This is a genomic window from Sphingomonas sp. HF-S4 (assembly GCF_032911445.1).
GTDB classification, from domain to species: domain Bacteria; phylum Pseudomonadota; class Alphaproteobacteria; order Sphingomonadales; family Sphingomonadaceae; genus Sphingomonas; species Sphingomonas agrestis.
Map to the genome: position 1 here is coordinate 912,737 of NZ_JAWJEJ010000002.1, position 25,573 is coordinate 938,309.

Here is a 25,573-nt window from a genome sequence, read left to right on the forward strand (position 1 = left end):
GACACCCGTTCTTTACTCCATATTCTGAGCTGCTATCATAATATGTGGAACGACATCAAGTCGGCGGGAGAGAAGAGGATGCGGCTGGGACGCGCAATTTGCCAGGGGTTTGTGGCGGCGTCGCTGTTGGTGGCGAGCGCCGCGGCAGCCGACCCTGCGGCGCAATGGGTCGACTCGCTGACCGGGCACAAGGTGATCCGGATCAGCCGCGAAGCCGACAGCGCCAGCCTTTATTTCCACCAGAACAGCTACACGCCCCAGGGCGACAAGATGGTGATCTCCGTCCCCGGCGGGATCTCGGTGATCGACCTCAAGAGCTGGGAAGTCACCCCGCTGGTCAAGGGCAAGGGGCTGATCCTGCTGTTCACCGGCCGCAAGACCCGCACCGCCTACTACCAGACGCGCGCCGGCGAGGGGAAACCCTGGAGCATCCACGCCGCCGATATCGACACCGGCAAGACGCGGAAGATCGCCGAGATCAAGGAAGGCTTCATCGGCTCGATCAACGCCGACGAGACCCTGCTGCTCGGCCAATGGGCGGAGACCGACAAGCCGCTCCAGCCCGGCGCCAAGCCCGGCGACAACAACAAGTTCGGCCAGGCGCAATATGCCGCCAACTGGCCTGACGGCCGCCCCATGACCTACGCCGACGCCAAGGAAGTCCGCCTCAACGACCGGCTCGAGGCCAAGGTGCCGATGGAGATTTTCACGATCGACGTGAAGACGGGGGCGCGCAAGGTGGTGACTGCGTCGACCGACTGGCTGAACCACATCCAGTTCTCGCCGACCGACCCGCAGCAGATCATGTATTGCCACGAAGGGCCGTGGCACAAGGTCGACCGGATCTGGACGATCCGCGCCGACGGGACGGGCAAGAGGCTCGTCCACACCCGCACGATGAACATGGAGATCGCGGGCCACGAGTTCTTCTCGCCCGACGGCAAGACGATCTGGTACGATCTCCAGACGCCGCGCGGCGAAGTGTTCTGGCTGGCGGGCTACGACCTCGAGACCGGCAAGCGCCGCTGGTACAATGTCGAGCGCAACGAATGGTCGGTGCACTTCAACCAGTCGCCCGATCACAAGCTCTTCTCGGGCGACGGCGGCGACAGCGAGATGGTCGCGCACGCCCCGGACGGCAAATACCTCTATCTGTTCACGCCCAAGGCTATCCCCGACGTTGCCGGCATCCACGCGCCGGGTGCCGAGAACCTGATCTCGCCGGGCACGCTCGACTCGGAGAAGCTGGTCGACATGCGCAAGCACGATTACCGGCTCGAGCCCAACATGACCTTCACGCCGGACGGGAAGTGGATCGTGTTCCGCGCCAATTTCGAAGGCGCGAACCACATCTACGCCGTCGAAGTGGTCAAGGCGCCGGCGAAGTGATCCGGGCCGCAATCGCGCTGGCGCTTACCTGCTACGCCGTTCCCACCCTCGCTCAGCCTACCGAGCGGATGTCGATAGACAAGGACTGGCGGCTGCTGGTGGGCGACAAGGTCGATGCGATGGCAGTCGGATTCGACGACAGCGACTGGAAGCGCGTGGACGTGCCGCACGACTGGTCGATCGCTGGTCCGTTCGACGAAAAGGCCCGCGCGACCGGATCGGGCGGCTGGCTGCCCACCGGCGTGGCCTGGTATCGCAAGCATTTCGCGCTGCCGGCCGGCGCGCGGGGCCGCCGGGTGTTCGTCGAGTTCGACGGGGTGGTGGATCGCGGCGGGGTGTGGATCAACGGCCACCATGTCGGCCACCGCCCCAATGGCTATTCGAGCGTGCGCTATGAACTCACGCCGTTCCTCAAGGCGGACGGCGAAAATGTCCTTGCGGTGCGCGCCGACACGGCGGCCCAGCCAGCCTCGCGTTGGTATGCCGGCGGCGGCATCTATCGCCACGCGCGCCTCGCGATCAGCGGTGACATACACTTCGATCAGTCGGGCATCGCGGTGCGCCCCGCCAAGGTGACCCGCGAAGGTGCGGACGTGACCGTCAACGCCAGCATCCGCAACGCTGGTGACAAGGCGGTCAACGCCACACTGTCGGTCGCGATCCGCGATCCCGGCGGGCAGATCGTCGCGCAGGGCGAGAGCAACCGCGGCGGGCTCGACGCCAAGGGGACCGACGCGCTCGAGGCAAAGCTCCGCGTCGCCAATCCGCGGCTGTGGGACACGCGGGATCCGGCGCTCTATACCGCCGAAGTCACGCTCACCGGCGCGGACGGCGCGATGCTCGACAAGCAGACCGAGCGCTTCGGCATCCGCGACGCGCGCTTCGAAGCCGCTACCGGCTTCTGGCTCAACGGCCGGAACTTCAAATTGAAGGGCGTTGCGATCCACGCCGATGGCGGCGCGTTTGGCATGGCGGTGCCGCTGGCGATGTACGAGCGGCGGCTGCGCGGGCTGATGGCGCTCGGCGTCAACGCGGTCCGCACTGCGCATCACCCGTTCTCGCCCGAATTCCTCGATCTGTGCGATCGGCTTGGGCTGATCGTGATGAACGAGGCGTTCGACATGTGGACGGTCGCCAAGAACCCCAACGATTACCACCTGTTCTTCACCGACTGGTCGTCCCTAGACGCGCGCGATTTCGTCCGGCGCGACCGCAACCATCCCAGCGTGGTGATCTGGTCGATCGGCAACGAGATCCACGACACGCCCTATCCGCTGGTCGCCAAGTCGATCGTCGAGCGGCTGATGAAGATCTTCCATGCCGAGGATCCGACGCGCCCGGTGACGATGGCGCTGTTCCGCCCCAATACCACCAAGGATTACGAGAACGGCCTAGCCGACATGCTCGACGTGGTCGGCCAGAATTACCGTGAGAACGAGCTCGCCAAGGCGCATGCGGACAAACCGAGCCGGAAGATCATCGGGACCGAGAACAGCAAGAACCGCGGAAGCTGGCTCGTGGTGCGCGACAATCCGGCCTATGCCGGGATGTTCCTGTGGACCGGGGTCGACTATCTCGGCGAGGCCGATCGCGCGGGCTGGCCGGTGATCGGCAATCCCTCGGGCCTCACCGACCGCAGCGATTTCGTAAAGCCGATCGGCTGGGAGCGCGCGGGCTGGTGGGCCGAAACGCCGGTGGTCAAGATCGCGCGGCGCGTCACCGAAGTGATCGATACCAGCGAGTTGCCGACGATGGTCGGCGTGGCGATGCCGCAACCGCGCGGTCCCGGCGCGCTGATCGACTGGTCGCCCGAGAACCGCGCACCGCATCCGGAAGCGGTAGAGGTCTACAGCAACGCCGCGAGCGTCGAGCTCTTCCTCAACGGCCGCTCGCTGGGTAGCAAGCTGCGTCCCGCCGACGACAGCGCCCGCCGCTGGGACGTGGGCTTCGCGCCCGGCACGCTCCGCGCCGTGGCGCGCGACGCCGCGGGCAAGACGGTCGCGACCGACGAGTTGCGCACCGCCGGCGCCCCCGCCGCGATCCGCCTGACCGCCGAGGCCCCGACGATGGGCAGCGACTTCGACAGCATCGGGTTCGTCCGGGTCGAAGTTGTCGACGCCAAGGGCGTGGTGGTGCCGAGCGCGGCAAACCGCGTCCGCATCGCGGCCGAGGGGCCGGGAAAGCTCGTCGCCTATGACAATGGCTCACCGACCGAGCATACGCCGTTCGGAGCAGCCGAGCGGCCGGTGTTCGGCGGGCATGCGCTGGCGATGTTGCGCGGCACCGCTCCGGGCACCGTGCGAATCCGCGCGACCGCGCCGGGGCTCAAGGCAGGGACCGCGACAATGGTGACGCGGTGACGCTGCGCTTGCTCGTTGGGGCCGTCGTGGCGGCCTTGGCGGCGGTCGCGACGCCGCCGCTAGGCGCGCTCTCGCAGTCGGACGAGGCAGAGGCCGTGCCGGTGGTCGGGCCGAAGCCCTTCATCGCCTATTTCAGGCCGGCACCAGCCAAGGCGTTGTCGCGGACCGCGTGGGGCGCGGCCGAAGTCGGGCCGCGCGATATCCGCAACGGGCTCGAAGACGTCACGATGACCCGATGGAACTATTGGGACGGGCAGATCCTCAAGGGACCGGACCGCAAATACCGGATGTTCGCGAGCCGCTGGGATCAGGCGCTCGGCCACAAGGCTTGGGGCCTGTCAGAGGCGGTCTGGGCGATCAGTGAATCGCCGTTCGGTCCCTATCGCGACATGGGCCTTACCTGGCCGGGCGACGAAGCGGGCAAGGGGCATAACATCACTGCGCTGCGCCTGCCTGACGGCCGCTACGCGGTGGTAACCAGCGAGACCCGCAACGGCGACGTGTTTGTCTCGCCTTCGATCGACGGACCGTGGCGCAAGCTCGGCAGCATCATGGTCGATCAGAGCACGTTCACGTCGGTAAAGACCCCTGGCGACCTGCCCAATACTGCGCCGGCCAAGCCCTGGAAGGCATCCAACGTCAGCCTGACCGCTCGACCGGGCGGCGGGTTCGTCATCATTCAGCGCTCGGGCCAGATTCTCGTCAGTACCAGCAATATCCTCGGCCCTTACAAGGTGATGGGTGACAGCATCTATCGCGGGCTGCCGGGGCTGCCACAAAGGGACATGCGCGCGTATGAGGATCCGGTGATCTGGTTCAGCGGCGGCTGGTATCACGTGCTCGTCAACCATTGGCGCGAGCGTCGTGCCTATCACCTGATTTCGCGCGACGGCGTGACCGGTTGGCGCGTTCAGGGCATGGCCTATGAGCCCGGCGCCGATTTCATCCGCTATACCAATGGCGTCGTGAACCACTGGAACAAGCTCGAACGGCCAGGCGTGCTGATCGAGAACGGCCATGTCCGCGCGCTGACCTTCGCAGTGGTGGACACATCGAAGGAATCACAGATCGGCAGCAACGGCCATGGCAGCAAAGTCATCGTCGTTCCCTTCGATGGCGCCGCGATGGATCGGGATCTCGCGAAGGTAGACAGGGCGGCACCGCACTAGCCGGCAGGCTTCACGTCTCCACCCGCAACCCCATGACATGCTCGCCCTGCACGGGCGTACCGCTCACCTTCGTCACGTTCACTCGCCGCAGCGTCACGTCGCGCACGGGCAGTTCGGCCTGGCCCTTGATCTCGCATACGAACTTCGCCTCGGCGACCCGCACATCGCTGACGTGCAGCCCCGCGATCGGCGTCAGCCGACGGTCGTAGGTCGGGGTGAGCGTGCGCCACTGGTACAGCACGTCGGTATCGACGCTGAGCACCCCACCGGCGACTTCGGTCGCGCTGACGTTCGACAGGTGGATGTTGCGCACGAAGCCGCCGCGACGCTCGTTGGTCTTGACGAACAGGATGTTCTGGATCGTGCTCTTCGCGCCGGAGCCCGTCGCGTCGAAATGGCAATCGTCGACGAACACATTCTCGACGCCGCCCGATAGCTCGCTGCCGATCGCCATCAGCTGGTGGCCGTTCTTCACGCGGCAGTTGCGCATCACCACGTTGCGCGCCGGGGTGTTCAGCCGCCAACCGTCATGGTCGCGGCCCGACTTGACCGAGATCGCGTCGTCGCCCTGGTCGAACACGCAATGCTCGATCAGCACGTTCTGGCTCATCTCGGGATCAACCCCGTCATTGTTGTGGCCGTGCGCCTCGATCTGCACGCCGCGGATCACGACGTCGCGGCAGAGATAGGGATGGATCGTCCAAAACGGGCTGTTTTCGATGCGGATTCCCTCGACCAGCACGTGGCGGCAGCGATTGAACTGGAGGAAATGCGGGCGGAGATTGGCTTCCCCGTCGGTCATGTCGCGGCGGCCGACCGGCACGCCCTTCCGCGCCATCTGGTAGAGCGCGACCAGCGCGTCCATGTGCGGCTTGGGCCGCGCATACCAGATCGCCCAGGTGTCGAGCCGGGCGAGCAAGGTGCCCTGGCCGGTGATCGCGATATTCTCGCAATCATAGGCGTAGATCAGCGGCGAATAATTGAGGCACTCGATGCCTTCCCAGCTCGTCGGCACCGCGGGCAGATAGTCGGCGGGGTCGGGCGAGAAGGCGAGCGTCGCGCCCTTTTCGAGGTGCAGCTCGACATTGCTCCGCAAATGGATCGGCCCGGTCGCCCAGATCCCCGCCGGGATCACCACGCGTCCGCCGCCGGCGGCAGAGGCTGCAGCAATTGCATCGGCGATCGCGGCCTGGTTGGCGCGCTGGTCGTCGGGCTTTGCCCCCTGTTCGGTGATCGGGAAGCCGCGCACCGCGCCGAAATCGGGGATCGCGATCGCCGGCATGTCGAACGGCGCAGTGACACGGACACTCTGTTGGCGCACGCTCCCGGCCCGTGCCGGATATGCCGCAAGCAACGGCAGCGCGACCCCGCCCGCAAGGAGGTCGCGCCGCCCGAGCATCAGATATAGGTCCGCAGAAACTCGCCCAATGCGCAGATCGCAAGGCTCTGGCCATAGGGCATCGAGGTCAGGCGGATGTCCTTGTAGAATTGCAGCGTGTCGCCCATCGCAGTGCCGAAGCTGACCTGCTGGAGCTCCCCGGCCGCATCGATATTGGCGAGCACGCCCTTCACTGCCTTGATCCCGACCGCCTCATAGTGGCGCGGCAGATAGCCCTTCCGCACGCCCTTGAGAATGCCGTAGGCGAAGCCTGCGGTGGCGGAGGCTTCGAGGTACGACGTCGGATCGACGATCAGCGTGTGCCACAGCCCGGTCTCGGGATCCTGCGTCTCGGCGAGCGTCTTCACCTGTGCGGCGAGCGTGTCGATCAGGAAGGTGCGGAACGCGTCGCCCTCGGGAAGGTCGAGGATCTCGATGATCTCGGGGATCGCGATCGTCACCCAGCAATTGCCGCGCGCCCACAAAGCCTCGGCGAAATTGTGCCGCCCGTTGAAGTCCCAGCCGTGGAACCACAGGCCGGTCTTCTTGTCGAACAGGTATTTGATGTGGACGAGGAACTGGCGCTTGGCCTCCTCCACGTACTGCGGCCGATTGAGCAGCAGACCGATCTTGGCGAGCGGCAGCACCGACATCATCAGCGTGTCGTCCCACATCTCGCCGGGATTCTCGTCGTTATAGACGATGTGCTGGAAGCCGCCTTCCTCGGTCTTCGGCAGTCCGTCTTTGGCTATCAGCCATTCGCACCAGGTGTCCAGATAGGGGATGTAGCGCGGGTCCGGTTCCTGCTCGTAGAGATAGGCGAGCGTGATGAACGGCGCGACCGTGTTGATGTTCTTGGTCGGCGTGCCCTCTTCGAAGCGGTCCTCGAACCACTGCTTGATGATCGCCAGCGCCTTGTCGTCGCCGGTCTGCTCATAATAGCGCCACATGCCGAACAAGCCGACGCCGTGGGTCCATTCCCAGCCGGCCCAGCCCTTGGTGTCGATGATCCGGCCGTCTTCCAAATGGAGCAGGAACTCGCCGGTCTCGTCCTTGATGTTGACGAGATTGTCCATGAGCAGGTCGATTTTCGACGTGATCTCGCTGCGCGGGACGTCGTGGGTGAGGGCGGCCAATTAGAGTCTCCTGGTGGGGGTAGAGGTGCGAGTCACTGAGTGACTCCATAGTCCTTCGCCATGCTTTGGTAGAGGCGAATGAAAGTCGGATCGGCGTCGTAGCGCCCGCCATTGTCGCGCGGCTTGTGCGGCACAAGCGGGGCGGGGGCGGCACCGGGTGCCTCGGCGCCGTTGATGCCCTGCGAAAGCAGATTGGGCTTGGGTCCCTCGCCGGCGCTGACGCCGTCTTTGAGGAAGATCGCTTCCTGGTGCCGGGTCGGCTCCCAGATATAGCTGCCCCAGCCATTGGGGTGCGCGTGGACGAGGTCGTTGAGGTAGCGCTTCCGCGAGGAATATTCGATCGCGAAGAAGCCCTTGTCGGGATAGCGCTTGCTGAACTCGGCGAAGGTGCGCTGCCAATCGGCCTCGGCCTGCTGCTGGTAGCAGGAGAAGCCGAGTGCATCGAACTCCACGCCGCGCTCGATCAGGCTGTCGGTCCAGTGGCGGACGATCGGCCAGTGCCGGCCGAGATGGTTGTGGATCGCCAGCGGCACGCCCGGCAGTGTCTCGCGGGTCGCCGACACGCCCGCCTTGAGCAGCGCCGCGAACCTATCGTACCCGCCCGCGCCGGTGACCTTCATATGGACTTCGTCGGTCTGCGGATTGCCGGTCGGGATGGTCAGCGGCACGCGGCCCTCGGGCCAGAGCATCCCGAACGTGGTCTCGTTGCCGAGGATCGCTAGATCGGGCGCCGCGCCGGCTTTCTTGAGCGCGGCCCAGGTATCGGCGGTGTATCGTTCGACCGTGTCGACCAGCGTTGCGAAGGGCAGGTCGGCCCAGGCGGCGGGCTTGTTCTGGTGCTGCGGATCGGCCCAGGTGTCCGAATAATGCAGCGTCGTCGAAAGGTGGAAACCGGCGCGTTTGATCCGCAGCGAGAAGTCGGTGATCTGCTCCAGGCTGCACCACGGGCCGCCGGGCTTGCCCTTCGAATAGCCCTTGGCCGGATCGACGAACAGCCGCAGCTTGAGCGCGTTGAACCCGGCTTCGCGGAAGATCGCGAGCGGATCCTTCTTCACGCCATCCAGATAATAGGTCGCCCCGATGAACTCGTCCTCGGGAACCCAAGAAATGTCGGCGCCGATCAGATAGGACCAAGGCCGCCCGCCCGACTTTGCCCGTGCGGGCGCGGCGAGGCCGGCCACGCCCAGCGCGCCCGCGCCGATCGTCTGGCGGCGCGTGAGCCTCACTTGAGCTGCTCCGGCGTCGTCGGCGCTGCGACCATCCGCACCGGCAATCCGCCCTTCACGTTGCGAAGCGTGACCAGCTTCACCTCTTCCAGCGCATTCCCGGGGGCACCGTCCGACGTCACTGCGAGCGCGATGCTGTTGCGGCCGCGATGGTTGAGGATGCCCTCGGGGATCGGGAAGACGCGCTGCGGGCCGACATGCGCGATGAACTGGCCCATGTTCCAGCCATTGACGAAGATCAGCACCCGATAGGCCACCGGCGAGCGCGGCTTGGTGGTGTCGCCGAAGGCGAGTCCGATCGTCGCGTCCTGGCCCTTGGGCACGGCGAGATCGACGCTGGTGCGATACCAGCTGGTGCCTTGCGCCGCCCGCGCCGCGGGGACGGTGGCGGTCTTCCAGCCGCGATCGTTGAAGCCGGGCAGGTACCAGCCGCGGCGCTCGCCATCGAGCCCGCCATTATTGGGCACGCCACGCACCGGATCGAACAGGTCTTCGCTGCGCCCGTTGATCTTCCATGCGATCGGCACTGCGAAGCTCGCGCCGGCGACCGGTTCGATCGAAGCTGAGACGAGCCCGCGCGCTTCCTTGTGGAAATCGTCGGCGTCGAGATCCCAGTTATGGCCGTTATTGCGGACCATCACCGACAGGACATGCTCGCCAGGCGCGCGCGCGGCGTCGGGCAGTGTGAAGCCGGGCGCGCCGGTGGTGATCGGGCGGGGCAGTCCGGCGGGAATCTCATCCTGCCCGATCAGCTTGCCGTCGAGGAACACCTGGACCAGCCCTGCGCCGCCGGCGCCGTAATGGAGCTTGAGCCGCTCGGCATCGGGTGTCCCGGTGAAGCGCCCGCGATACCAGACGTCGCCTTCGTGGAAGCCGTATGCGTCCATCAGCATGTTGGGCTGGCCGTCGGCGCGCGCAGTGATGCTGGCATACGCGCGGTTGTCGATCTTCGCCCAGTCGCGGTCGTTATAGTCGGGCGCTGCTTCGGGCGAACCCCCGGCGACGCGCCAGTCGGTGAGCGCGGGGAGAGCGAAGTCCACTGGCGCGGCGAGCGGGGCGGTAGCGGTGACACTGCCCGAATGGGTGCGCGTGGTCGCCACCTTGGTGCCGTTCCATGTCGCGCTGCGAACGCTCGAGGGTGCCCAGATCTCGAGCGGGCTGGCCTCGCGCGTGTCGCCGGTGAGGGCCAGCACGCCATTCGTCACCTTGGCACTGCGGATCAAGGCCGGGCCGCGGACCAGCACGTCGTCGGTACGCCAGAATTTGGCGCCTTCGGCTTCGTCGCCGATCAGCAGCAGCAGATCGGGCCGGCCGCCGCCGCTAATCCGCACGCGGGTAAGGCCGCGATGCGCGTAGCGCAGCTTGAGGTCGCCCTTCGTGTCGAAGGCCGATGTCGCGCCGCCTTCGAGGACGGTGACCTTGGGCTCGCTGGCGTAGCGCAGCACCGTCTCGCCGGCCTCGCCGGTGCGGCCGTAGATCAGCGCGACATCGCGATTGTCCTGCTTGAGGATCGTCTGCAGCTCGGACGTCGAGTAGACGAGGCGTTGCCCGCCGAGGTTCACGCCCGCGACCAGCCATTTGGCATCGAACCCGTCGAGCTGGAGCGGTAGCGTGTAGCGCCCGTCGGGCAAATCGGCCGTGACGGTGAAGCGATCGCTGGTCTGGCCGTTCGAGGGCTTGTGCGTGACGAGCAGGAAGCGCGCATCGGTCTCGGGCGACTTGTTGTGATAGACTTGGATACGGTCCGACGAGATTTCGGGCTTGCCTGCCGGGATCATCCCCGCGAGATCGGGCACCGCAGCGATCAGCCCGCCGAGCTGCTTGAGCTCCTCGGCCTTTGGGCGGACCTCCCGCGCCTCGGACAGCGCCGAGCCGTAGTCATAGCTCGTGAACACCACGGGCGCGGGGAGCCAGCCCCAACTCGTCCCGCCAAAGCCCATGTAGAAGCTCTGGATCTGGATACCGTTGGCGAGATTGGTGCCGTAGAACACGCGCTGGAAGCGCTTGCCGCGCTGGATCGCGTTGCACTCGTATCCCCCGTTCGAGCCCCAATAGTCGAACCAGCCGCCGCCGAACTCCGCCAGGAAGCCCGGCGTGTTGGGCGAGGCGGAGGCGCCGCCCTTGGCGCCGCCCGGGCCATAATAACCCCAGTCGGGCGCCGCGCTGCCGCGGGTAGGCTGCCCCGTGACGGTGCAGGTGCCGCCGGGATAGCCGTCGAACGCGTACATGTCGTTGGGGCCGGGCACGGTCTTCTCGACCTTGCTGTCCTCGGGCACCCAATAGCCGTTGCGGCCCTGGTCGTTGTGGAAGATCGGCACGGTGATGCCGTCCGCCCGCGCCTTGGCGTACAGGTGATCCATGTAGCGGCGCTGGGCAGGCGTGGTCAGCGCCAGTTCGTTCTCGATCTGGTGCAGGATCACGGTGCCGCGATTGCCCTTGCCGTCGCCGTTGATCTGATGGCGCGCGATGATTGCGTTGATCCGGGTCAGCCATTCGTCGGAGGCGGCGAGATACTCGGGATCGTCGGTGCGCGCGCGGCCGCGCTGGTTGACCAGCCAGCCGGGGAAGCCGCCGCGGGTGAGCTCGGCATTCACATAAGGGCCGGCGCGGGTCATCACCCACAGCCCTTCTTCCTCGGCCATCGTCAGCAGGCGATCGATGTCGCGGATGCCGCTGAAATCGTAGACGCCCTTTTTCGGGCTGTGAAAGCCCCAGTCGAAATAGAGCGCGACGGTGTTGAACCCGCTCGCCTTCATCTTCTGGAGCACGTCCCGCCACAGATCGGGCGAAGGCAGGCGGAAGGCGTGCATCTCGCTCGACCACACCACCAGCCGCTTGCCGTCGATCATCAGCGACCGCGCGTCGTAGGAGACCCGGCCGAAGCTCTTGACCGGCGCGTTGAAGTTGGCGGTCTGGCGGGCTTCCTGCGCGGTGGCGGGGAGGGCGAGCAGCGCCGAAGCGGCGAGGAGGGCCGTGCGAATCATGCGAGGTGGAACACCGGCTTGAGGGGCCATTCCTTCGGCTTGTTGCCAGGTTCGACTTCCATCAGCGGCGCCATATGGTCCCACCATTTCTGCATGACCGGATGTCCCGGAAGCGCCTCGCGATTGTTGTCGTCGGTCAGCTTGAGCACCGCGAACAGCGACAGCGTCTCCTCGTCGAGGAAGATCGAATAGTCGCGGATGCCGCTGTCATGGAGCAGCGTGGCGAGCTCGGGCCAGATCGCGTCATGGCGCGCCTTGTATTCGTCGATGACGCCGGGCTTCAGCTGCATCCGGAATGCGTGGGTGGTGGTCATGCCCTCTCCTGAAGCCCATTATGTGGGATCGTAATGCAACATTTGGATAGTCTAAGTGGGTCCCGGCGTCAAACCTCGCGCGGCCAATATTGCACGTCCTCAGCGCGGGCATGGGCATTGTCGAGCAGCACGGGCGGGCGACGATCGCCCGCTTCGCGCGCCAGCCGCAGCGTCTTCACTTCGAGACCGGTCACATGGCGGGCCCACAAGCCCCAGGCGGGGGTGGGGCCGAACATACTCGGCTCGGGATAGGCATCGGCCAGTTCGGGCGGGTGCGGGGGGATTTCGTCGAGGCCGCCGCGGAATGCCAAGTCGATGTCGCGGAGCTGGACGCACTCGATTGGGTGGTCGGGCAAGCCGGCAAGGATCGCGGCGAAGCGCGGGTCGATGCCCGTCGCGGTGAGCCCGCGCACTTCGACGTTCCGCATCGCCCCTGGCCGGGTACCCTCGGGGCCGCGCAGCCGCGCGCCGAGCCGGAGAAACAGCGGCGCGGTGGTCACCTCTTCCATCGCGATATTCTCGGCAAGCACGTCCTCGATCGTGCCGCCGTCGACGGTCTCGAGCGCGAGCCCGCGGCTGCGCTCGAAGCGGCAATTGGCGATGCGGATGCGGCGGAAGTCGCCATTGCTCTCGGTGCCGATCTTGATTCGCCCGGTGACGCGGTCGCGGTCGGGCGAGAGTTCCTGGGTACGCTGGTGGGTGCCGTCGAGCATCGTACCGAGGTCGAAGCCGCTGACGGTGCAGTCGCGGATCGCGATGTCTTCGCAGTTGGACCGTTTGCCGAGGCCGAGCGACGTCTTGAGCACGATTGCGTCGTCATTGGGGGTGTTGACCCGGCAGCGCTCGACGCGGGCGTTGCGAACGCAATCGAGGTCGAGCCCGTCGCGATTGGTGTCTATGGCGAGATCGCTGATATCGAGCCCGTCGACTTCGCTGGCAAGCAGTGCGAAATGGCCGCCCTTGAAGATCGTGAAGCCGTCGAGCTTCACTCGCTTGCAATGTGCCAGCGCGATCGCCTTGTTGCCCATGCCCCGCATCGCTTCGGTCGACCGCTCGAGCTTGCCGATATCCGCCGCCGGCATCGCCGCCATCGACAGCGGCCGTTCGCCGGCTTGCTTGCTCCAAGGCGTGCCGGGGCCGTTGCGGGTGAGCCCGCGCCCGTCGATCCGGCCCTTGCCGATGACCGCGACGTCCTCGGCATGCTCGGCCCAGATCAGGCTGTTGTGCCAGTGGCTGTGGCCGAAATCCTGGTAGAGCTGCGGTCCACGCTCCTCGGGAAGGTCATAGGCGCCGAGTGGTCCCCTTTCGGCAGCGATGAGGGTGGCGCCGTCTTCGATCACCAGCGTGACGCGGCTCTTCAGGCGGAGCGAGAAGCTGAGATAGCTGCCCGGCGGCAGGAGGACGAGACCGCCGCCGGCCTTCTCGGCGGCGAGGATCGCAGCGTTGATCGCGGGGCTGTCGAGTGCGACGCCGTCGCCGCGCGCGCCGTGGTCGCGGACGTCGAAGACGTGACCGGTACGCATGCTAAACCGTCATCCCGGCGAACGCCGGTATTTCAGGCGGTCGAGTGCACGGCCTGGGCCACGCGATCCGGCGTTCGCCAGGATGACGGAAGGAGCGCGCATCAATTCCCCGCCGGCCGCGCATTGCTGCGCTGGAGGCTCGGCGCGATCGCCGTTTCGGCAAGGTTCGGACGCGCGGCATCGAAGCTGCGCATTCCCGGCTTGAGGTGCGCCGCGAGCGCAGGCACCTGCGTGGCAACCCCGCTCGCCACCGCACGGGCGAGCAGCCAGGCACCGGCATTGTTGTGGTGCGTGGCGTCCTTGCCGTCGGCGCCGAACAGGCTCGGCGCCTTGTCCGGGCCGAGCGCCTCGTAGAGCGCGATCGTCTGCGGCTGGAGGTCGACCAGCGCGATATTGTCCTCGCGCGCCACCTTCCGCATCGCCTCGGCATAATCGAGCAGACTGGGGCGGATGCGGCCATTCTCGAAATTGCGCCGCTCGGGCGAAGTGACCAGCACCGGGGTGGCGCCGCGCCGCTTCGCCTCGGCGATATAGGCGCGCAGATAGGCGGGATAGGTCAGGTCCGCATCGACATAGGTCTGCGGCCACTGCTTCTTCTGGTCGTTATGGCCGAACTGGATGAACAGGAAGTCGCCCTGCTTCATTCCCTGCAGCACCTTGTCGAAGCGCAGCCCGGTGAGGAAGGACTTGAGCGTCTCGCCCGATTCGGCGTGGTTCGCCACCGCGATGCCGCCATCGAACATCGCGGTGAACATCTGGCCCCAGCTTGCGCCGGGCTCGGCGCGGTTGTCGGTGACGGTCGAATCGCCGGTGAGGTAGGCGGTCGGGACGTCGACTGGTTCGATGTCGATCGAGGCGACGCGCGGATCCCCGAGGAATTCGAGCGTGAGCTTGTCGTCCCAATTCTGCGTGGCGATCTCGCGGTCGAACAGTCGGACCGCATTGCCGCCGGGGGCATTCTTCTCGGGCGGGGCCAGCGCGGGGCCGTGCACATTCACGACGAAGCTCGCGGTGACGTATTGGCCGGGCTTGGTCGCGATGTCGCGCAGCATCAGGCGGCGCTGCTCGGCCTTGACCGTGACGCGGCCGCTCACGCGGATGGTGACCTTGTAATTGCCCTCGGGCACCGCCGCCGAGAACAGGAATTCCTTGCCCCGGCGATCGGGCTCATAGCCGTAGCCACCCGCCTCGTACGGCTTGTCCGCAGCTACCACGACTCGGCCGGTGGCGCGCTTGGGCGGCTCGAGATCGAAGCGCAATATGGGGCCGGTCGTCGCCATCAGCATCGCCGCGAGCAGCATCGTTTCACTTCGCTCCCAGGAAATACGATGTGTGCGGCGGCTGGTTGTACGCCGTATTCTGCCACGCCACGCCGAGGCGATAGACCGGATCGTGCATCAGGGTCACGATACGCTCCTCGGTAGGGAAGGGCGTGGCGTAGATGCGCAACTCGGTGCTGTCGGCATTCGGCACCACCAGTTCCTCGCGCCAGTCGCCGAGAATGTCCGCCGAGAGCGACGGGTTTGCCTTGGTCCCGTTGTTCGAGACCACGCCGGCGGGATCGAGCAGCACCGTCTCGGTGCCGGTGGTCCAATTCCACTTGCCGATCTTCTTGCCGTCGAGCAGTTCGCGCAGGCGATCGCCGTCCCACCAGATCGCGAAGTTCGCCGCGCGCGGGTGCCCGCCGGGAATGACATTGCCCTTGGCATCATAGAGGTCGGGCGAGTTGCTCGCCCAGGCCTCGGCGCCGGGGTGGCGCGGATCGATGTCGATTGCGATGCCGCGACCGGTGTCCTTGTCGGCGGGTGTCGACCACAGGATCGCGCCGGTTTTGGCGTCGAGCATCGCCGCGCCGCGATTGCCGCTCATCCGCATATTCTCGTGCACGCCGAACTTTTCGAGCCCCGGCCGGGTCGGATCGAGGTCGGAGAGGTGCATCGCATCGCCATGGCCGAGCCCGGAGGACCACAGCCCCTTGCCGTTGTCGTCGATCACCATCGATCCGTAGAATACTTCGTCGCGGCCATCGCCATCGACATCGGCGACCGAGAGCTGGTGGTTGCCCTGGCCGCCGAACGTCTCGTTGCCTGGGGTGGCGCTGTCGAACAGCCAGCGCCGGGTCAGCTTGCCGTTCCGATAATCCCATGCCGCGACGGTCGAGCGCGCATAATAGCCGCGACCGAACACCAGGCTCGGCTTGCGGCCGTCGAGATAGGCGACGCCGGCGAGATAGCGCTCGGAGCGATTGCCGTATCCGTCGCCCCAGGTCGCCTTCATCTGTTCGTAGGTCGGGTTGTCGCCGCTCGGGTCGCGCGACGGGGCATAGGGGGCGGAGGCGAGCGCGCGGCCGGTCCGGCCGTCGAACACGGTCAGGTATTCGGGGCCCTTTAGGATTCGGCCCTTGAGCTCGGACACCTTCTTGCCGTCGGGCAGTATCTTCGCGCCGGTACGGTCGTCGATATCGACTTCGCCCTCGCTGCTGGTCCAGCGGGCGTTCGGATCGCCGAGCACGCGGTTCGTGCCGTCGATCGTGCCGTCGGCGGTCTTCATCGCGATCTCGGCGTGGCCGTCGCCGTCGAGGTCGTAAACCATGAACTGGGTGTAGTGCGCACCCGAGCGGATGTTAGGCCCCAGGTTGATCCGCCACAGCTTCTTGCCTTCGAGCGTGTAGGCGTCGAGCAAGGTCTCGCCGGTATAGCCAGAGAACGCATTATCCTTGGCGATCGTCGGATACCATTTGACGATGAGTTCATAGCGCCCGTCGCCGTCGAGGTCGCCGACCGAGGCATCGTTGGCTGTATAGCTGTATTCCTCGCCATCCGGGGTGCGGCCACCGGCGGGCTTGTCGAGCGGGATGGGGAGGTAGCCGTTGGCCCAGGCAGCGACGCCGGCGCCGCGCGCGGACAGAGCGTAACGCGAAGTCGCGGTGCCGCTCTTGTCGAGGAAGCTGGTCGCCTGGTTGCCGGCGATCTTCGCGATCGGCTTGCCGTCGCGGTAGAGGGTGAAGCGTGCACCCTTGCGGTCGGTGCCGAGCAGCCGCCACGAGACATGGTTGCCGCCGCCGACCGCGGGCACCGCGACCAGCGCGCGATCGAGCCGCTCGACCTGGCGCCCCGTCACGATAGGGACCGCCTGCGCCGGGATCGCCGACGCGATGATGAGTGCCGCGAGCATGAATCTCTCCCCGATTGCTTTTGCCCGACGCTGCGCCGGGTAGGCGGCGAAGTCAATATCGTCCCAGCAATTGGCACGGTGATTTACATTTCGGGAGCATTACCGCTCGGCGCAAACGGAAAACGGGCCGCGGTCTCGCGACCGCAACCCGTTTCCCCTTTATCCGGATGCTTCAGAACTGCGCGTTGATGCCGAAGGTGAAGGTGCGGCCGATGCGGGTCTGGAACAGCGTGTCCTGGCGGACGCTGTCGATATACAGCGTGTTGCGCGCATCGGTGAGGTTCTGCGCCTCGAGGATCAGCTTGAAATTGTCGGTTAGCTTGTACGATGCCGAGGCGTCCACGAACGTGTTCGGCTGGTTTGCACGGATATCACTGCCGTTCGCCGCGATGATCGCACGGGTGTAGCGGTCGCGATAGGTGGCTGTTCCACGGATGCTGAAGCGATCATCCTCGTAATAGAGCGTGCCGCTTGCCGAGTTTTTCGAAAGGTCGATCAGATCCGAGGTGAAGATCGTATTGGTGCCGGTGATGTAGTCGATCTTGGAGGTAACCCGGGTGTAGCTGCCCAGCGCACCGAAGTGTGAAAGGAACCCCGGCAGGAAATCGAACTGGATCTGGGCATTGACCTCGAATCCCTTCAGCGGGCCGCCGGGGGTATTCAGCGGACGCCGGACCGTGAAAATATCGGTCGGAATGGTGTTGGTGCCGGCGAGCAACGCATCGGGAAGCCCCAACTGGTTGAACGGGATATTTGCCGTGGCGTTCTGGATATAGGTTTCGATGTCCTTGTAGAAATACGCCACCGAGAGCAGCGACCCGGGCTTGAAATACCATTCCAGCGCCAGATCGAGCGTGTTGGCGCGGATGGGGTTCAGGAACGGGTTGTTCGTGCTCGCATTGCGGGTCGTTGCGGTGATCGTCGGCGACCCCGGTATCATCACGCCCAGCTCGGGTCGCGAGATGACGCGTGCCATCGAGGCGCGGACCAGCAGGTCGGGAGTGATCTCACCGACCACGTTCACCGATGGCAGGAAGTCCTCATAGTCGCGATCGACGACGTTGGCCGTGGCGGTGACGCCGGTCGGGCTGGTGGCCAGCGAACGGCTCAGGAAGCCGACCGCGCGCATGTCTGTCTTGACATAGCGCACGCCTGCATCGCCACGCAGCGTGAAGGGCAACGTCTCGGAGGTGTCGAAATTGACCATCAGATAGCCGCTCTTGATCCGCTCGCGGATCCGCGACGTGCCGACGCCGCACGAGGCGTCGATGCAGAAGTCGAACCCGTTAGGGAAGTTGAACGCCGCGCGCCACTTGACTGGATCGACTGCGACCCAGCTCGCCGGCGCCCCCGTGCCGAAGATGTCATCGACGCCGGTGATCTGGCGCGTGATGCTGGAAAGGCTGGTGCCGGCGGGCAGCGCGCGCGTGACGTTCTGGCCGGTATATTGGGTGGCGCCGCGCGCGCTATAGTCGCTCTCGCGGAACTGGCCGCCCACCTTGACCGTGAAGCCTGGCGTGACGTCCCACCTGGTGTTGAGCTCGAAGGTCTTGTTCTTGGTCTCGTTGCGCGAAGGCTTGCCCTGGGTGCTGAACCCGCCGAGGAACGTCACGCCGCCATCGGGGCTGGGCGCATAAGCGAAGTTGGCGGGGTTCGCCACGTCGATGCCGAAGCCGATCACGGGATTATAGCCGCCACCCCGGAAATCGATCGTCACGCCGTCCGCGTCGATCGCGTCGATGAACGTCTGCAGGCGTTCCTTGCCGTCCCATAGCGAGTTCGAAATGCCGGCCAGCGCGGTGACTTCGAAGCTGTCGGAGAAACGGTGGCGGAAGTTGAAATTGGCCTGCTTGAAGGTCGACACGAAGGTATCGACCAGGCCCTCCGAGCGGATGTCGACGCCGTCGAACAGGCCATAGACCAGCGAGCCGTTCTGATCGAACTCGATGTCGCGCACCGATACCATTGGCTGGCCGTTATTGTTGATGTTGCGCGCGAACGAGAGCAGCGCGATGTAATTGTCGCGGCGCTCGACGTTGAGGCGCGAATAGAGGCCGTCGATCGAGATGTCGGTATTCTCGGTCGGCTTCCACTGGATCGTGGCGGTGCCGCCCAGGCGTTCGGTATCCTGCTCCGAGTTCACATAGCGCGGGATGCGGGGGAAGAACGCGCCGCTGCCCGGCGTGGCGGCCGCGGCGGCGCTGAAGTTGCTGCGCAGCGCCATGATCGTGTTGTACGCTGCGATCGTGCCGGTGCGCGGGTTGCCCGTGCTGCACATGGTCGCAGAGGCACCACGGCCGGCATAGGTCACAGGCGACGGGCTTATCGGGGTGTAGCCGATCGGCGTGCAGAAAGGCTGCGCGGCGGCGCCGGTGCCCAACTGGTTGCCGCCCAGCGTCGAGGACAGGATGTCCACCGCCGAATAGCCCGCCTCCCGCAGGTGACGTTTCTGATAGGCGCCCGAGAGCAGCACGCCGAACGTGCCGTCGGCGAACTGCTTCGAGATTATCGCCGAGGCGCGCGGATCGAGCTTCTTGCTGACCTGGTTGTAGACACCCCGGGCGGTCGCGCTCAGCACGAAGTCCTTGTCGTAATCGAGCGGGTGCGGCGCCTTGAGATCGACGGTGGCGCCGAGCGAGCCTTCCTCGACATCGGCCGAGGGCGTCTTGCGCACCGCCAGCGACGAGAAGATCTCGGTGGGGAAGGCATTGAAGTCGAAGCTGCGGCCCGAATTGCCGGCACCATAGATGTCCGACGATCCGGTCTGCGACGTACCTTCCATGCCGTTGATGCGGACGCGGGTGAAGCCCGCGCCGAGGCCGCGCACCGAGATGTTGCGGCCTTCGCCGCCGTCGCCGCGCGACAATGCCACGCCGGGGACGCGCTGCATCGATTCGGCCAGGTTCGAGTCGGGGAACTTGCCGATGTCCTCGGCGACGATCGCATCGACCGCAGCGGTCTCCTCGCGCTTCTGGTTGAGCGCGGTGGCGAGCGAGGCGCGGAAGCCCTGGACGACGATTTCGGTTTCTTCACCGGGCGCCTGCGCGGCAGGATCGGCGGGGGCGTCCTGCGCCATTGCCACCGGTGTCCACGCCAGCGCCAAAGCGAGCGCGCCGGTCGAGATGCCGGCGTTGCGGGCACGCGGATACGTGAAAGCCTTCATGCTATTCCCCTCCTCTGATCGACCTCCCGCCGCGCGTTGTGCGCTGACGAGTCTCATTTCTTGTTCTTATTTCCCAATATCTATGACGTAACTGAAACGTTCCGCCAATCCCCCCATTTCGGGTTTGCGGGGCGATGTGGAGTTTCGGTCACACCCCAGACACAAGGCGTCTGATTGCGTTGCCCCTATGATACCGGTGTCAATTTAATTCGACAAGATTGTTCTTGCCCTCCGGTGTCAGTGGCAGGCGGCGCTGCCTAGCGGTTTGGTGCGGATCAGGTCGGGGCGATCGGCAAGCACTTGCTCGGCCACCGGGATCTTGAGCCCCTTGAGTTCCTGTGCGACCAGATTGGCCATCGCCCGGGCGCCGAGCTCGCTGAAATGGGTATCGTCGGCGATGCCGTTCGGATAGGCGGCGATCTTGTCGGCGGGGGTATAGTGGAGGAAGTACTTCTTCGATCCCGCCTCGCCGGCCTGGCTGACCAGATCGAGCGACCGCGCCTCGAGGTCGATCAGCGGGGTGTTGGTCGTGACCACCAACTCGCGCATCACGCCTGAATAGGCGGCGAAATCGGCCTTGGCGCGGGCGCCGTCGAACGAGCGGCGGGCAGGGGGCGTGACCAAGACGGGCACCAGCCCTCGGCCACGGGCTTCCCAGATCATCCGGATGAGGCTGTCGCGATACAGCGTCGCGGCGGGAGCATACCGCTCGGGGCGCGAGACGCTGGCGTCGTTATGCGCGAACTGGATGAGTACAGTGTCGCCCGGCTTCGACTCGGCGATCAATGCGTCCCATCTGCCTTCGGAAATGAAGGTGCGGGTGCTGCGTCCGCCGACCGCGCGGTTGACCACCTCGACGCCCGGCTGAAGTCCGCATTTGAGCATCATCCCCCAGCCGAGCTGGGGATATTTGTCGATGCCATAGTTGGCCGCGGTCGAGTCGCTGGCGATCAGGATGCGCTGCTGCGCGTTGGCCGGCAACGCGGTGGCGAGCAGCACGACGCCGGCGGCGAGCAGTGCCCTCATTGCAGGTTCACGAACGCGCCGCCATCGACGAGCAGCGCCGCGCCGGTAACATAGGCCGCCATGTCCGAGGCGAGGAAGACGATCGGGCCAGCAAGATCCTCGGCCTGGCCGAGGCGGCCGAGCGGGATGCGGGCCTCCATGTATTTGCGCTTCTCGACGTCGGCGAGGTCTTCCTTGTTGATCTCGGTGAGGATCGTGCCCGGAAGAACCGAATTGCAGCGGATCTTGTGCTTGCCGAGCGCGATCGCAGTCGACTGCATCAACGAGTGGAGCCCGGCCTTGGTCGGCGTGTAGTGCGTCTGGTATTCGCCGCCGACGAGCGCCGAGATCGACGAGACCGCGATCAGCGCGCCGCCATGCCCCTGCTTTACCATCTGGTTGGCGGCCGCCTGGCACATGAAATAGCCGCCGAGCAGATTGACCTGCATCGTGCGCTGGACGGTCTCGACCGGCATGTCGAGGAACGAATGGAATGGACAGATCCCGGCGTTCGAGACCATCACGTCGACCTTGCCGAACGCCTCGACCGCCTTGGTGACGAACTCGGTCGCGGTCTCGGGCGCGGCGACGTCGCCTTTCACTGCGAGCCCACGCTGGCCGGCCGCCTCGATCTCGGCGACGCACGCCGCGGCGTCGTCGTCGCGGCTGTGATAGTTGATCACCACGTCGGCGCCGGCCTGGGCGACGCCCACTGCCGCCGCGCGTCCGATGCCCGTCGATGCGCCCGTGACGAGCACGGTCTTGCCTGCCAACAACTTCACTTGTCTCTCCTGGTCTATCTGCGCGCGCGCCGCGGTGGTCGCACGTCGGGGCTCCAGCCCAGATCGGTGCTGATCCGCTGCGCGGTCTCGCGGACTTCGGCGCTCAGCGTCTCCATCCGCTCGTCGTCCATATATTGCGCGGCGCTCGAGACGCTGATCGCCGCGACGATCTTGCCGGAGACGTCGCGCACCGGGGCGGCGACGCAGCGGATCTGGTCCTCATTCTCTTCCAGGTCATAGGCATGGCCCGCCTCGGCATAGCCACGCATCCGATCGAACCAGATTTCGCGATCGGCACGGGGCGCGCCATGTGCCTGGTCGGCGTCGAACAGTCGGGTCCATTCGGCTTCGCTGCCATCGACAAGCAGCGCCTTGCCCAGGCCGGTCGACGTGAGCGGCTGGCGATCGCCGATTCGGCTCGAAATCTCGACGCGGCGGCGGCCGGGGATCTTGTCGAGATAGAGCGCGAGGTCGCCGTCCATCCGGCCGAGATGCACCGTGTCCTCCGAGGCGGCGGCGAGTTCTTCCATGCGCGGGCGCGCGATCTGGACGATGTCGGCCTGGCTTTGCGCCAAGAAACCCAGCTGGATTAGCTTGGGGCCGAGCTGATAGCCGTCGCGGGGCAGATAGGTGAGAAAGCCGCGATCGATCAACGCATTGGCGAGGCGGTGCGTAGTCGAGCGGGTGAGGCTCATCCGCGCCGAGAGTTCGGCGAGCTTGATCGGGCCGTCGATCACCTTGTCGAGCATGTCGAGCCCGCGGATCAGCGTCTGGCTGCCCTGCACCTTGGGCCCCGCCTTCTTCTCGGCCGGTTCCGATTCAGCGTTTGACGTGTCGCGTCTCATCACGTAACATCCTATCCCATAAAGTGAGAAAGTAAAGCATCAGGAGGGGTGCAAGGCGGCGGGGCATTTCGGCACCCGCCACACCCATTCAGTCAGGCATCGCGTGGCGGCGTATCACATGATGGTATGCGTTGCGCGTGATTTTTCACATTCTCAGGCGCCGTGCCCAGATGTGGCACAGTTGCCATAGAAGGGACCAGAAGACGTGGCGGCAGCCGGCCTTTCGAAGATCAAGCATGTCCGAGCCTTCACCGTCCGCGGCGGCGGTGCCGATTATCACGACCAGGGCGAAGGTCATTGGATCGACAATCACATCGCCACGCCGATGGCGCGCTATCCCGAATATCGCCAGTCGCGGCAGAGCTTCGGGATCAACGTGCTCGGCACGCTAATCGTCGAGATCGAGGCCGAGGACGGCACGATCGGCTTCGCGGTGACCACCGGCGGCGAGCCGGCCGCCTTCATCGTCGAGAAGCATCTCGCGCGCTTCCTCGAAGGGCGTGACCCGCGCGAGGTCGAGAAGATCTGGGACCAGATGTATTTCTCGACGCAATATTATGGCCGCAAGGGCCTGGTCGTGAACGCCATCTCGGGCGTCGACCTGGCGTTGTGGGACCTGCTGGGCAAGCTGCGCGGCGAGCCGGTGTACCAGATGCTGGGCGGCGCAGTGCGCGACGAGCTGCAATTCTACGCCACCGGCGCACGACCCGACGTTGCCAAGGAGCTCGGCTTTATCGGCGGCAAGCTGCCGCTGCATCATGGCCCGGCCGAAGGTCTGGAAGGGCTGCATAAGAACATCGCCGAATTGGCCGACATGCGTTCCAAAGTCGGCGACGATTTCTGGCTGATGCTCGATTGCTGGATGAGCCTCGACCTCGACTATGCCACCCGCCTGGCGCACCGCGCGTACGAGGAGTGCGGGCTCAAGTGGATCGAGGAGGCGCTGAGCCCCGACGATTACTGGGCCTACGCCGCGCTCAAGAAGAATGCGCCCAAGGGGCTGCTGGTCACCACCGGCGAGCATGAGGCGACGCGTTGGGGCTTCCGCATGCTGATGGACATGGACTGCTGCGACATCATCCAGCCCGATGTGGGCTGGTGCGGCGGCGTCACCGAACTGATCAAGATCGCCAATTATGCCGACAGCAAGGGCGTGCTGATGATCCCGCACGGCTCGAGCGTGTACAGCTACCACTTCGTCATCACCCGGCATAACTCGCCCTTCGCCGAGTTCCTGATGATGCATCCCGGGCCGACCGAGGTCGTGCCGATGTTCCACCCGCAATTGATTGGCGAGCCGGTGCCCCAGAACGGGCGCCTGCACGTGAGCGCGCTCGACAAGCCCGGCTTCGGGGTCGAGCTCAATCGCGACCTGCCGATGCACCGCCCCTACACGCATTGAGAGCGAGAGACCCCAGATGAAACTCTGCCGATTTGGACCTGCCGGTAGCGAGAAGCCCGGCCTGATCGATGCCGACGGCGCGATCCGCGACTTGTCCGGCGTGATCTCCGATGTGGGCCCCGCCGAGCTTTCGGCGGAGAGCCTCGCCAAGCTCGCCGCGATCGATCCGGCTTCGCTCCCCAAGGTCGAAGGCAATCCGCGCTATGGCGCCTGCGTCACCGGCACGCGCCAGTTCGTTGCGATCGGCCTGAACTTCGTCGATCACGCGCATGAATCGAACCTGCCGATCCCCGAGGAGCCGGTGGTGTTCCAGAAGTGGGTGAGCTGCATCCAGGGGCCGAATGATCCGGTGACGATCCCCAAGGATTCGAAGAAGACCGATTGGGAAGTCGAGCTCGGCATCGTCATCGGCACTGCGGCGAACAACCTGTCGGAAGCCGACGCGCTCAACCATGTCGCCGGCTATTGCGTGATCAACGACGTGTCCGAGCGCCACTGGCAGACCGAGCGCGGCATGACCTGGGACAAGGGCAAGGGCTTCCCGACCTTCGGTCCCATCGGCCCGTGGATGGTTACCAAGGATGAAGTAGGCGACGTCCAGGACCTGTCGATGTGGCTGTCGGTCAACGGCAGACGCGTCCAGGACGGCAATACCAAGACGATGATCTTCAACGTCCAGCAGATCGTAGCGTACCTCTCGCAGATCATGACGCTGCTGCCCGGTGACGTGATCACTACCGGCACGCCTCCCGGCGTCGGCCTCGGCCAGAAGCCCGAGCCCTGGTATCTCAAGGCCGGCGACGTCGTCGAACTCGGCATCGAGAAGCTCGGCCAGCAGCGCCAGGACTTCGTTGCATGGGCGGCAAAGTGAGCGCGTACGCGGGTCGTTTCGAAGGCCGCACCGCGGTCATCACCGGCGGTACCGGGGGGCTCGGCCTCGCTGTGGCCAAGCGCTTCATCGCCGAGGGCGGCCAGGTCGCACTTTGGGATCTGAACGCCGAGGCGCTGGCCAAGGTCGCCGGGGAAATCGGGGCGAAGCATGTCGTGGCGCTCGACGTCGCCGATCCGGCGGCAGTGGCGCGCGCCGCCGATGACAGCGCTGCCGCACTCGGCCGGATCGACGTGCTGGTCAATTCGGCCGGGATCACCGGGGCGACCGTCCCGGTGCATGAATTCCCGATCGACAGCTGGCAGCGCGTGATCGACATCAACTTGAACGGGCTGTTCTATTGCTGCCGTTCGGTGGTGCCGCACATGCTGGCGAACGGTTATGGCCGCATCGTCAACGTCTCGTCGGTGGCGGGCAAGGAAGGCAATCCTAACGCCAGCGCCTATTCGGCGTCGAAGGCGGGGGTGATCGGCCTGACCAAGTCGCTCGGCAAGGAGCTGGCGGGCAAGGGCATCATCGCAAACGCGCTTACCCCGGCGACTTTCGAAAGCCCGATCCTCGAGCAGCTTCCGCCGAGCCAAGTCGACTATATGCGCTCGAAGATCCCGATGGGCCGGCTGGGCGAAGCCGAGGAAAGCGCCGCGATGATCCTGTTCATGGCGAGCGAGGAGTGCAGCTTCACCACCGCCTCGACCTTCGACACTTCGGGCGGGCGTACGACGTACTGACGAAACTTAGCCCCTCCCCTTTAGGGGAGGGGTTGGGGTGGGGCATGTCCGTCTCACCGAGACCATCGCTTGTTGACAAGCCCCACCCCCAACCCCTCCCCTGAAG

Annotated in this window: 18 protein-coding genes; 6 read left to right on the top strand and 12 right to left on the bottom strand. The window is 65.6% G+C overall.

The window, feature by feature from the left end:
- Positions 1-78: 78 nt before the first annotated feature.
- The 3 genes from RZN05_RS20350 to RZN05_RS20360 are packed head-to-tail and all read left to right on the top strand — an operon-like array spanning position 79 to position 4,918.
- Positions 79-1,389 (top strand): oligogalacturonate lyase family protein, encoded by a 1,311-nt coding sequence (locus tag RZN05_RS20350; RefSeq protein WP_394804840.1) that lies wholly within the window; start codon positions 79-81, stop codon positions 1,387-1,389.
- Positions 1,386-3,749 (top strand): glycoside hydrolase family 2 protein, encoded by a 2,364-nt coding sequence (locus tag RZN05_RS20355; protein WP_317228502.1) that lies wholly within the window; start codon positions 1,386-1,388, stop codon positions 3,747-3,749. The genes RZN05_RS20350 and RZN05_RS20355 overlap by 4 nt, the downstream gene beginning before the upstream one ends.
- 26 nt (positions 3,750-3,775) lie before the next feature.
- Positions 3,776-4,918, top strand: a complete 1,143-nt coding sequence (locus tag RZN05_RS20360; RefSeq protein WP_317228503.1) for a glycoside hydrolase family protein — start codon at positions 3,776-3,778, stop codon at positions 4,916-4,918.
- Positions 4,919-4,928: 10 nt separating this feature from the next.
- Here the strand turns inward: RZN05_RS20360 and RZN05_RS20365 are convergent, their stop codons facing one another.
- The 12 genes from RZN05_RS20365 to RZN05_RS20420 all read right to left on the bottom strand — a co-directional run bounded on the left by RZN05_RS20365 (position 4,929) and on the right by RZN05_RS20420 (position 22,448).
- On the bottom strand, positions 4,929-6,239 hold the full coding sequence (locus RZN05_RS20365) for a glycoside hydrolase family 28 protein (RefSeq protein ID WP_317228504.1): 1,311 nt from the start codon (positions 6,237-6,239) through the stop codon (positions 4,929-4,931).
- A 77-nt stretch (positions 6,240-6,316) separates the two neighbouring features.
- On the bottom strand, positions 6,317-7,432 hold the full coding sequence (gene bglB / locus RZN05_RS20370; protein ID WP_317228505.1) for a beta-galactosidase BglB: 1,116 nt from the start codon (positions 7,430-7,432) through the stop codon (positions 6,317-6,319).
- A gap of 32 nt (positions 7,433-7,464) precedes the next feature.
- On the bottom strand, positions 7,465-8,658 hold the full coding sequence (locus tag RZN05_RS20375; RefSeq protein ID WP_317228506.1) for a glycosyl hydrolase 53 family protein: 1,194 nt from the start codon (positions 8,656-8,658) through the stop codon (positions 7,465-7,467).
- Positions 8,655-11,642: a glycoside hydrolase family 35 protein gene (locus RZN05_RS20380; RefSeq protein ID WP_317228507.1), complete on the bottom strand. Its 2,988-nt coding sequence runs from the start codon at positions 11,640-11,642 to the stop codon at positions 8,655-8,657. The genes RZN05_RS20375 and RZN05_RS20380 overlap by 4 nt, the downstream gene beginning before the upstream one ends.
- Positions 11,639-11,956: an L-rhamnose mutarotase gene (locus tag RZN05_RS20385; RefSeq protein WP_317228508.1), complete on the bottom strand. Its 318-nt coding sequence runs from the start codon at positions 11,954-11,956 to the stop codon at positions 11,639-11,641. The genes RZN05_RS20380 and RZN05_RS20385 overlap by 4 nt, the downstream gene beginning before the upstream one ends.
- 68 nt (positions 11,957-12,024) lie before the next feature.
- Positions 12,025-13,479, bottom strand: coding sequence for a rhamnogalacturonidase (locus RZN05_RS20390; RefSeq protein WP_317228509.1), 1,455 nt, complete (start codon positions 13,477-13,479; stop codon positions 12,025-12,027).
- Positions 13,480-13,580: 101 nt separating this feature from the next.
- Entirely contained in the window at positions 13,581-14,780 is a 1,200-nt protein-coding gene (locus RZN05_RS20395; RefSeq protein WP_317228510.1) for a rhamnogalacturonan acetylesterase, read from the bottom strand.
- A gap of 4 nt (positions 14,781-14,784) precedes the next feature.
- Positions 14,785-16,653 carry a rhamnogalacturonan lyase gene (locus RZN05_RS20400; protein ID WP_317228511.1) on the bottom strand — a complete coding sequence of 623 codons (1,869 nt, stop codon included), beginning with the start codon at positions 16,651-16,653 and terminating at the stop codon, positions 14,785-14,787.
- A gap of 172 nt (positions 16,654-16,825) precedes the next feature.
- A complete protein-coding gene (locus tag RZN05_RS20405; RefSeq protein WP_317228512.1) occupies positions 16,826-19,816 on the bottom strand; it encodes a TonB-dependent receptor in 2,991 nt (996 codons plus the stop codon).
- 237 nt (positions 19,817-20,053) lie between these two features.
- Complete coding sequence (locus tag RZN05_RS20410; RefSeq protein ID WP_317228513.1) at positions 20,054-20,842, bottom strand: rhamnogalacturonan acetylesterase; 789 nt, start codon at positions 20,840-20,842, stop codon at positions 20,054-20,056.
- The gene (locus RZN05_RS20415) at positions 20,839-21,603 is read right to left on the bottom strand and encodes an SDR family NAD(P)-dependent oxidoreductase (protein WP_317228514.1); all 765 of its coding nucleotides are present in this window, start codon (positions 21,601-21,603) and stop codon (positions 20,839-20,841) included. Before RZN05_RS20415 ends, RZN05_RS20410 begins: the two co-directional genes overlap by 4 nt.
- Before the next feature lie 14 nt (positions 21,604-21,617).
- Positions 21,618-22,448 (bottom strand): IclR family transcriptional regulator, encoded by an 831-nt coding sequence (locus RZN05_RS20420; protein ID WP_317228515.1) that lies wholly within the window; start codon positions 22,446-22,448, stop codon positions 21,618-21,620.
- Between the two features lie 205 nt (positions 22,449-22,653).
- On the opposite strand from RZN05_RS20420, the gene rhmD reads away from it, so the two are divergent.
- From rhmD to RZN05_RS20435, 3 genes are read left to right on the top strand one after another with little or no spacing between them, the layout of a single operon-like run.
- Positions 22,654-23,850: an L-rhamnonate dehydratase gene (gene rhmD / locus RZN05_RS20425; RefSeq protein WP_317228516.1), complete on the top strand. Its 1,197-nt coding sequence runs from the start codon at positions 22,654-22,656 to the stop codon at positions 23,848-23,850.
- Positions 23,851-23,866: 16 nt separating this feature from the next.
- Positions 23,867-24,721, top strand: coding sequence for a fumarylacetoacetate hydrolase family protein (locus RZN05_RS20430; protein ID WP_317228517.1), 855 nt, complete (start codon positions 23,867-23,869; stop codon positions 24,719-24,721).
- Positions 24,706-25,467, top strand: a complete 762-nt coding sequence (locus RZN05_RS20435) for an SDR family NAD(P)-dependent oxidoreductase (protein ID WP_394804841.1) — start codon at positions 24,706-24,708, stop codon at positions 25,465-25,467. The genes RZN05_RS20430 and RZN05_RS20435 overlap by 16 nt, the downstream gene beginning before the upstream one ends.
- Positions 25,468-25,573: the final 106 nt, after the last annotated feature.

Excerpts from the sequence above, each read along its gene's own strand:
- RZN05_RS20430 (WP_317228517.1), top strand. The coding sequence starts at position 23,867 with ATGAAACTCTGCCGATTTGGACCTGCCGGTAGCGAGAAGCCCGGCCTG.
- RZN05_RS20435 (WP_394804841.1), top strand. The coding sequence starts at position 24,706 with ATGGGCGGCAAAGTGAGCGCGTACGCGGGTCGTTTCGAAGGCCGCACC.
- RZN05_RS20410 (WP_317228513.1), bottom strand. The coding sequence starts at position 20,842 with ATGAGGGCACTGCTCGCCGCCGGCGTCGTGCTGCTCGCCACCGCGTTG.
- RZN05_RS20420 (WP_317228515.1), bottom strand. The coding sequence starts at position 22,448 with ATGAGACGCGACACGTCAAACGCTGAATCGGAACCGGCCGAGAAGAAG.
- RZN05_RS20380 (WP_317228507.1), bottom strand. The coding sequence starts at position 11,642 with ATGATTCGCACGGCCCTCCTCGCCGCTTCGGCGCTGCTCGCCCTCCCC.
- RZN05_RS20405 (WP_317228512.1), bottom strand. The coding sequence starts at position 19,816 with ATGAAGGCTTTCACGTATCCGCGTGCCCGCAACGCCGGCATCTCGACC.
- RZN05_RS20385 (WP_317228508.1), bottom strand. The coding sequence starts at position 11,956 with ATGACCACCACCCACGCATTCCGGATGCAGCTGAAGCCCGGCGTCATC.
- RZN05_RS20400 (WP_317228511.1), bottom strand. The coding sequence starts at position 16,653 with ATGCTCGCGGCACTCATCATCGCGTCGGCGATCCCGGCGCAGGCGGTC.
- RZN05_RS20390 (WP_317228509.1), bottom strand. The coding sequence starts at position 13,479 with ATGCGTACCGGTCACGTCTTCGACGTCCGCGACCACGGCGCGCGCGGC.
- RZN05_RS20350 (WP_394804840.1), top strand. The coding sequence starts at position 79 with ATGCGGCTGGGACGCGCAATTTGCCAGGGGTTTGTGGCGGCGTCGCTG.
- RZN05_RS20395 (WP_317228510.1), bottom strand. The coding sequence starts at position 14,780 with ATGCTGCTCGCGGCGATGCTGATGGCGACGACCGGCCCCATATTGCGC.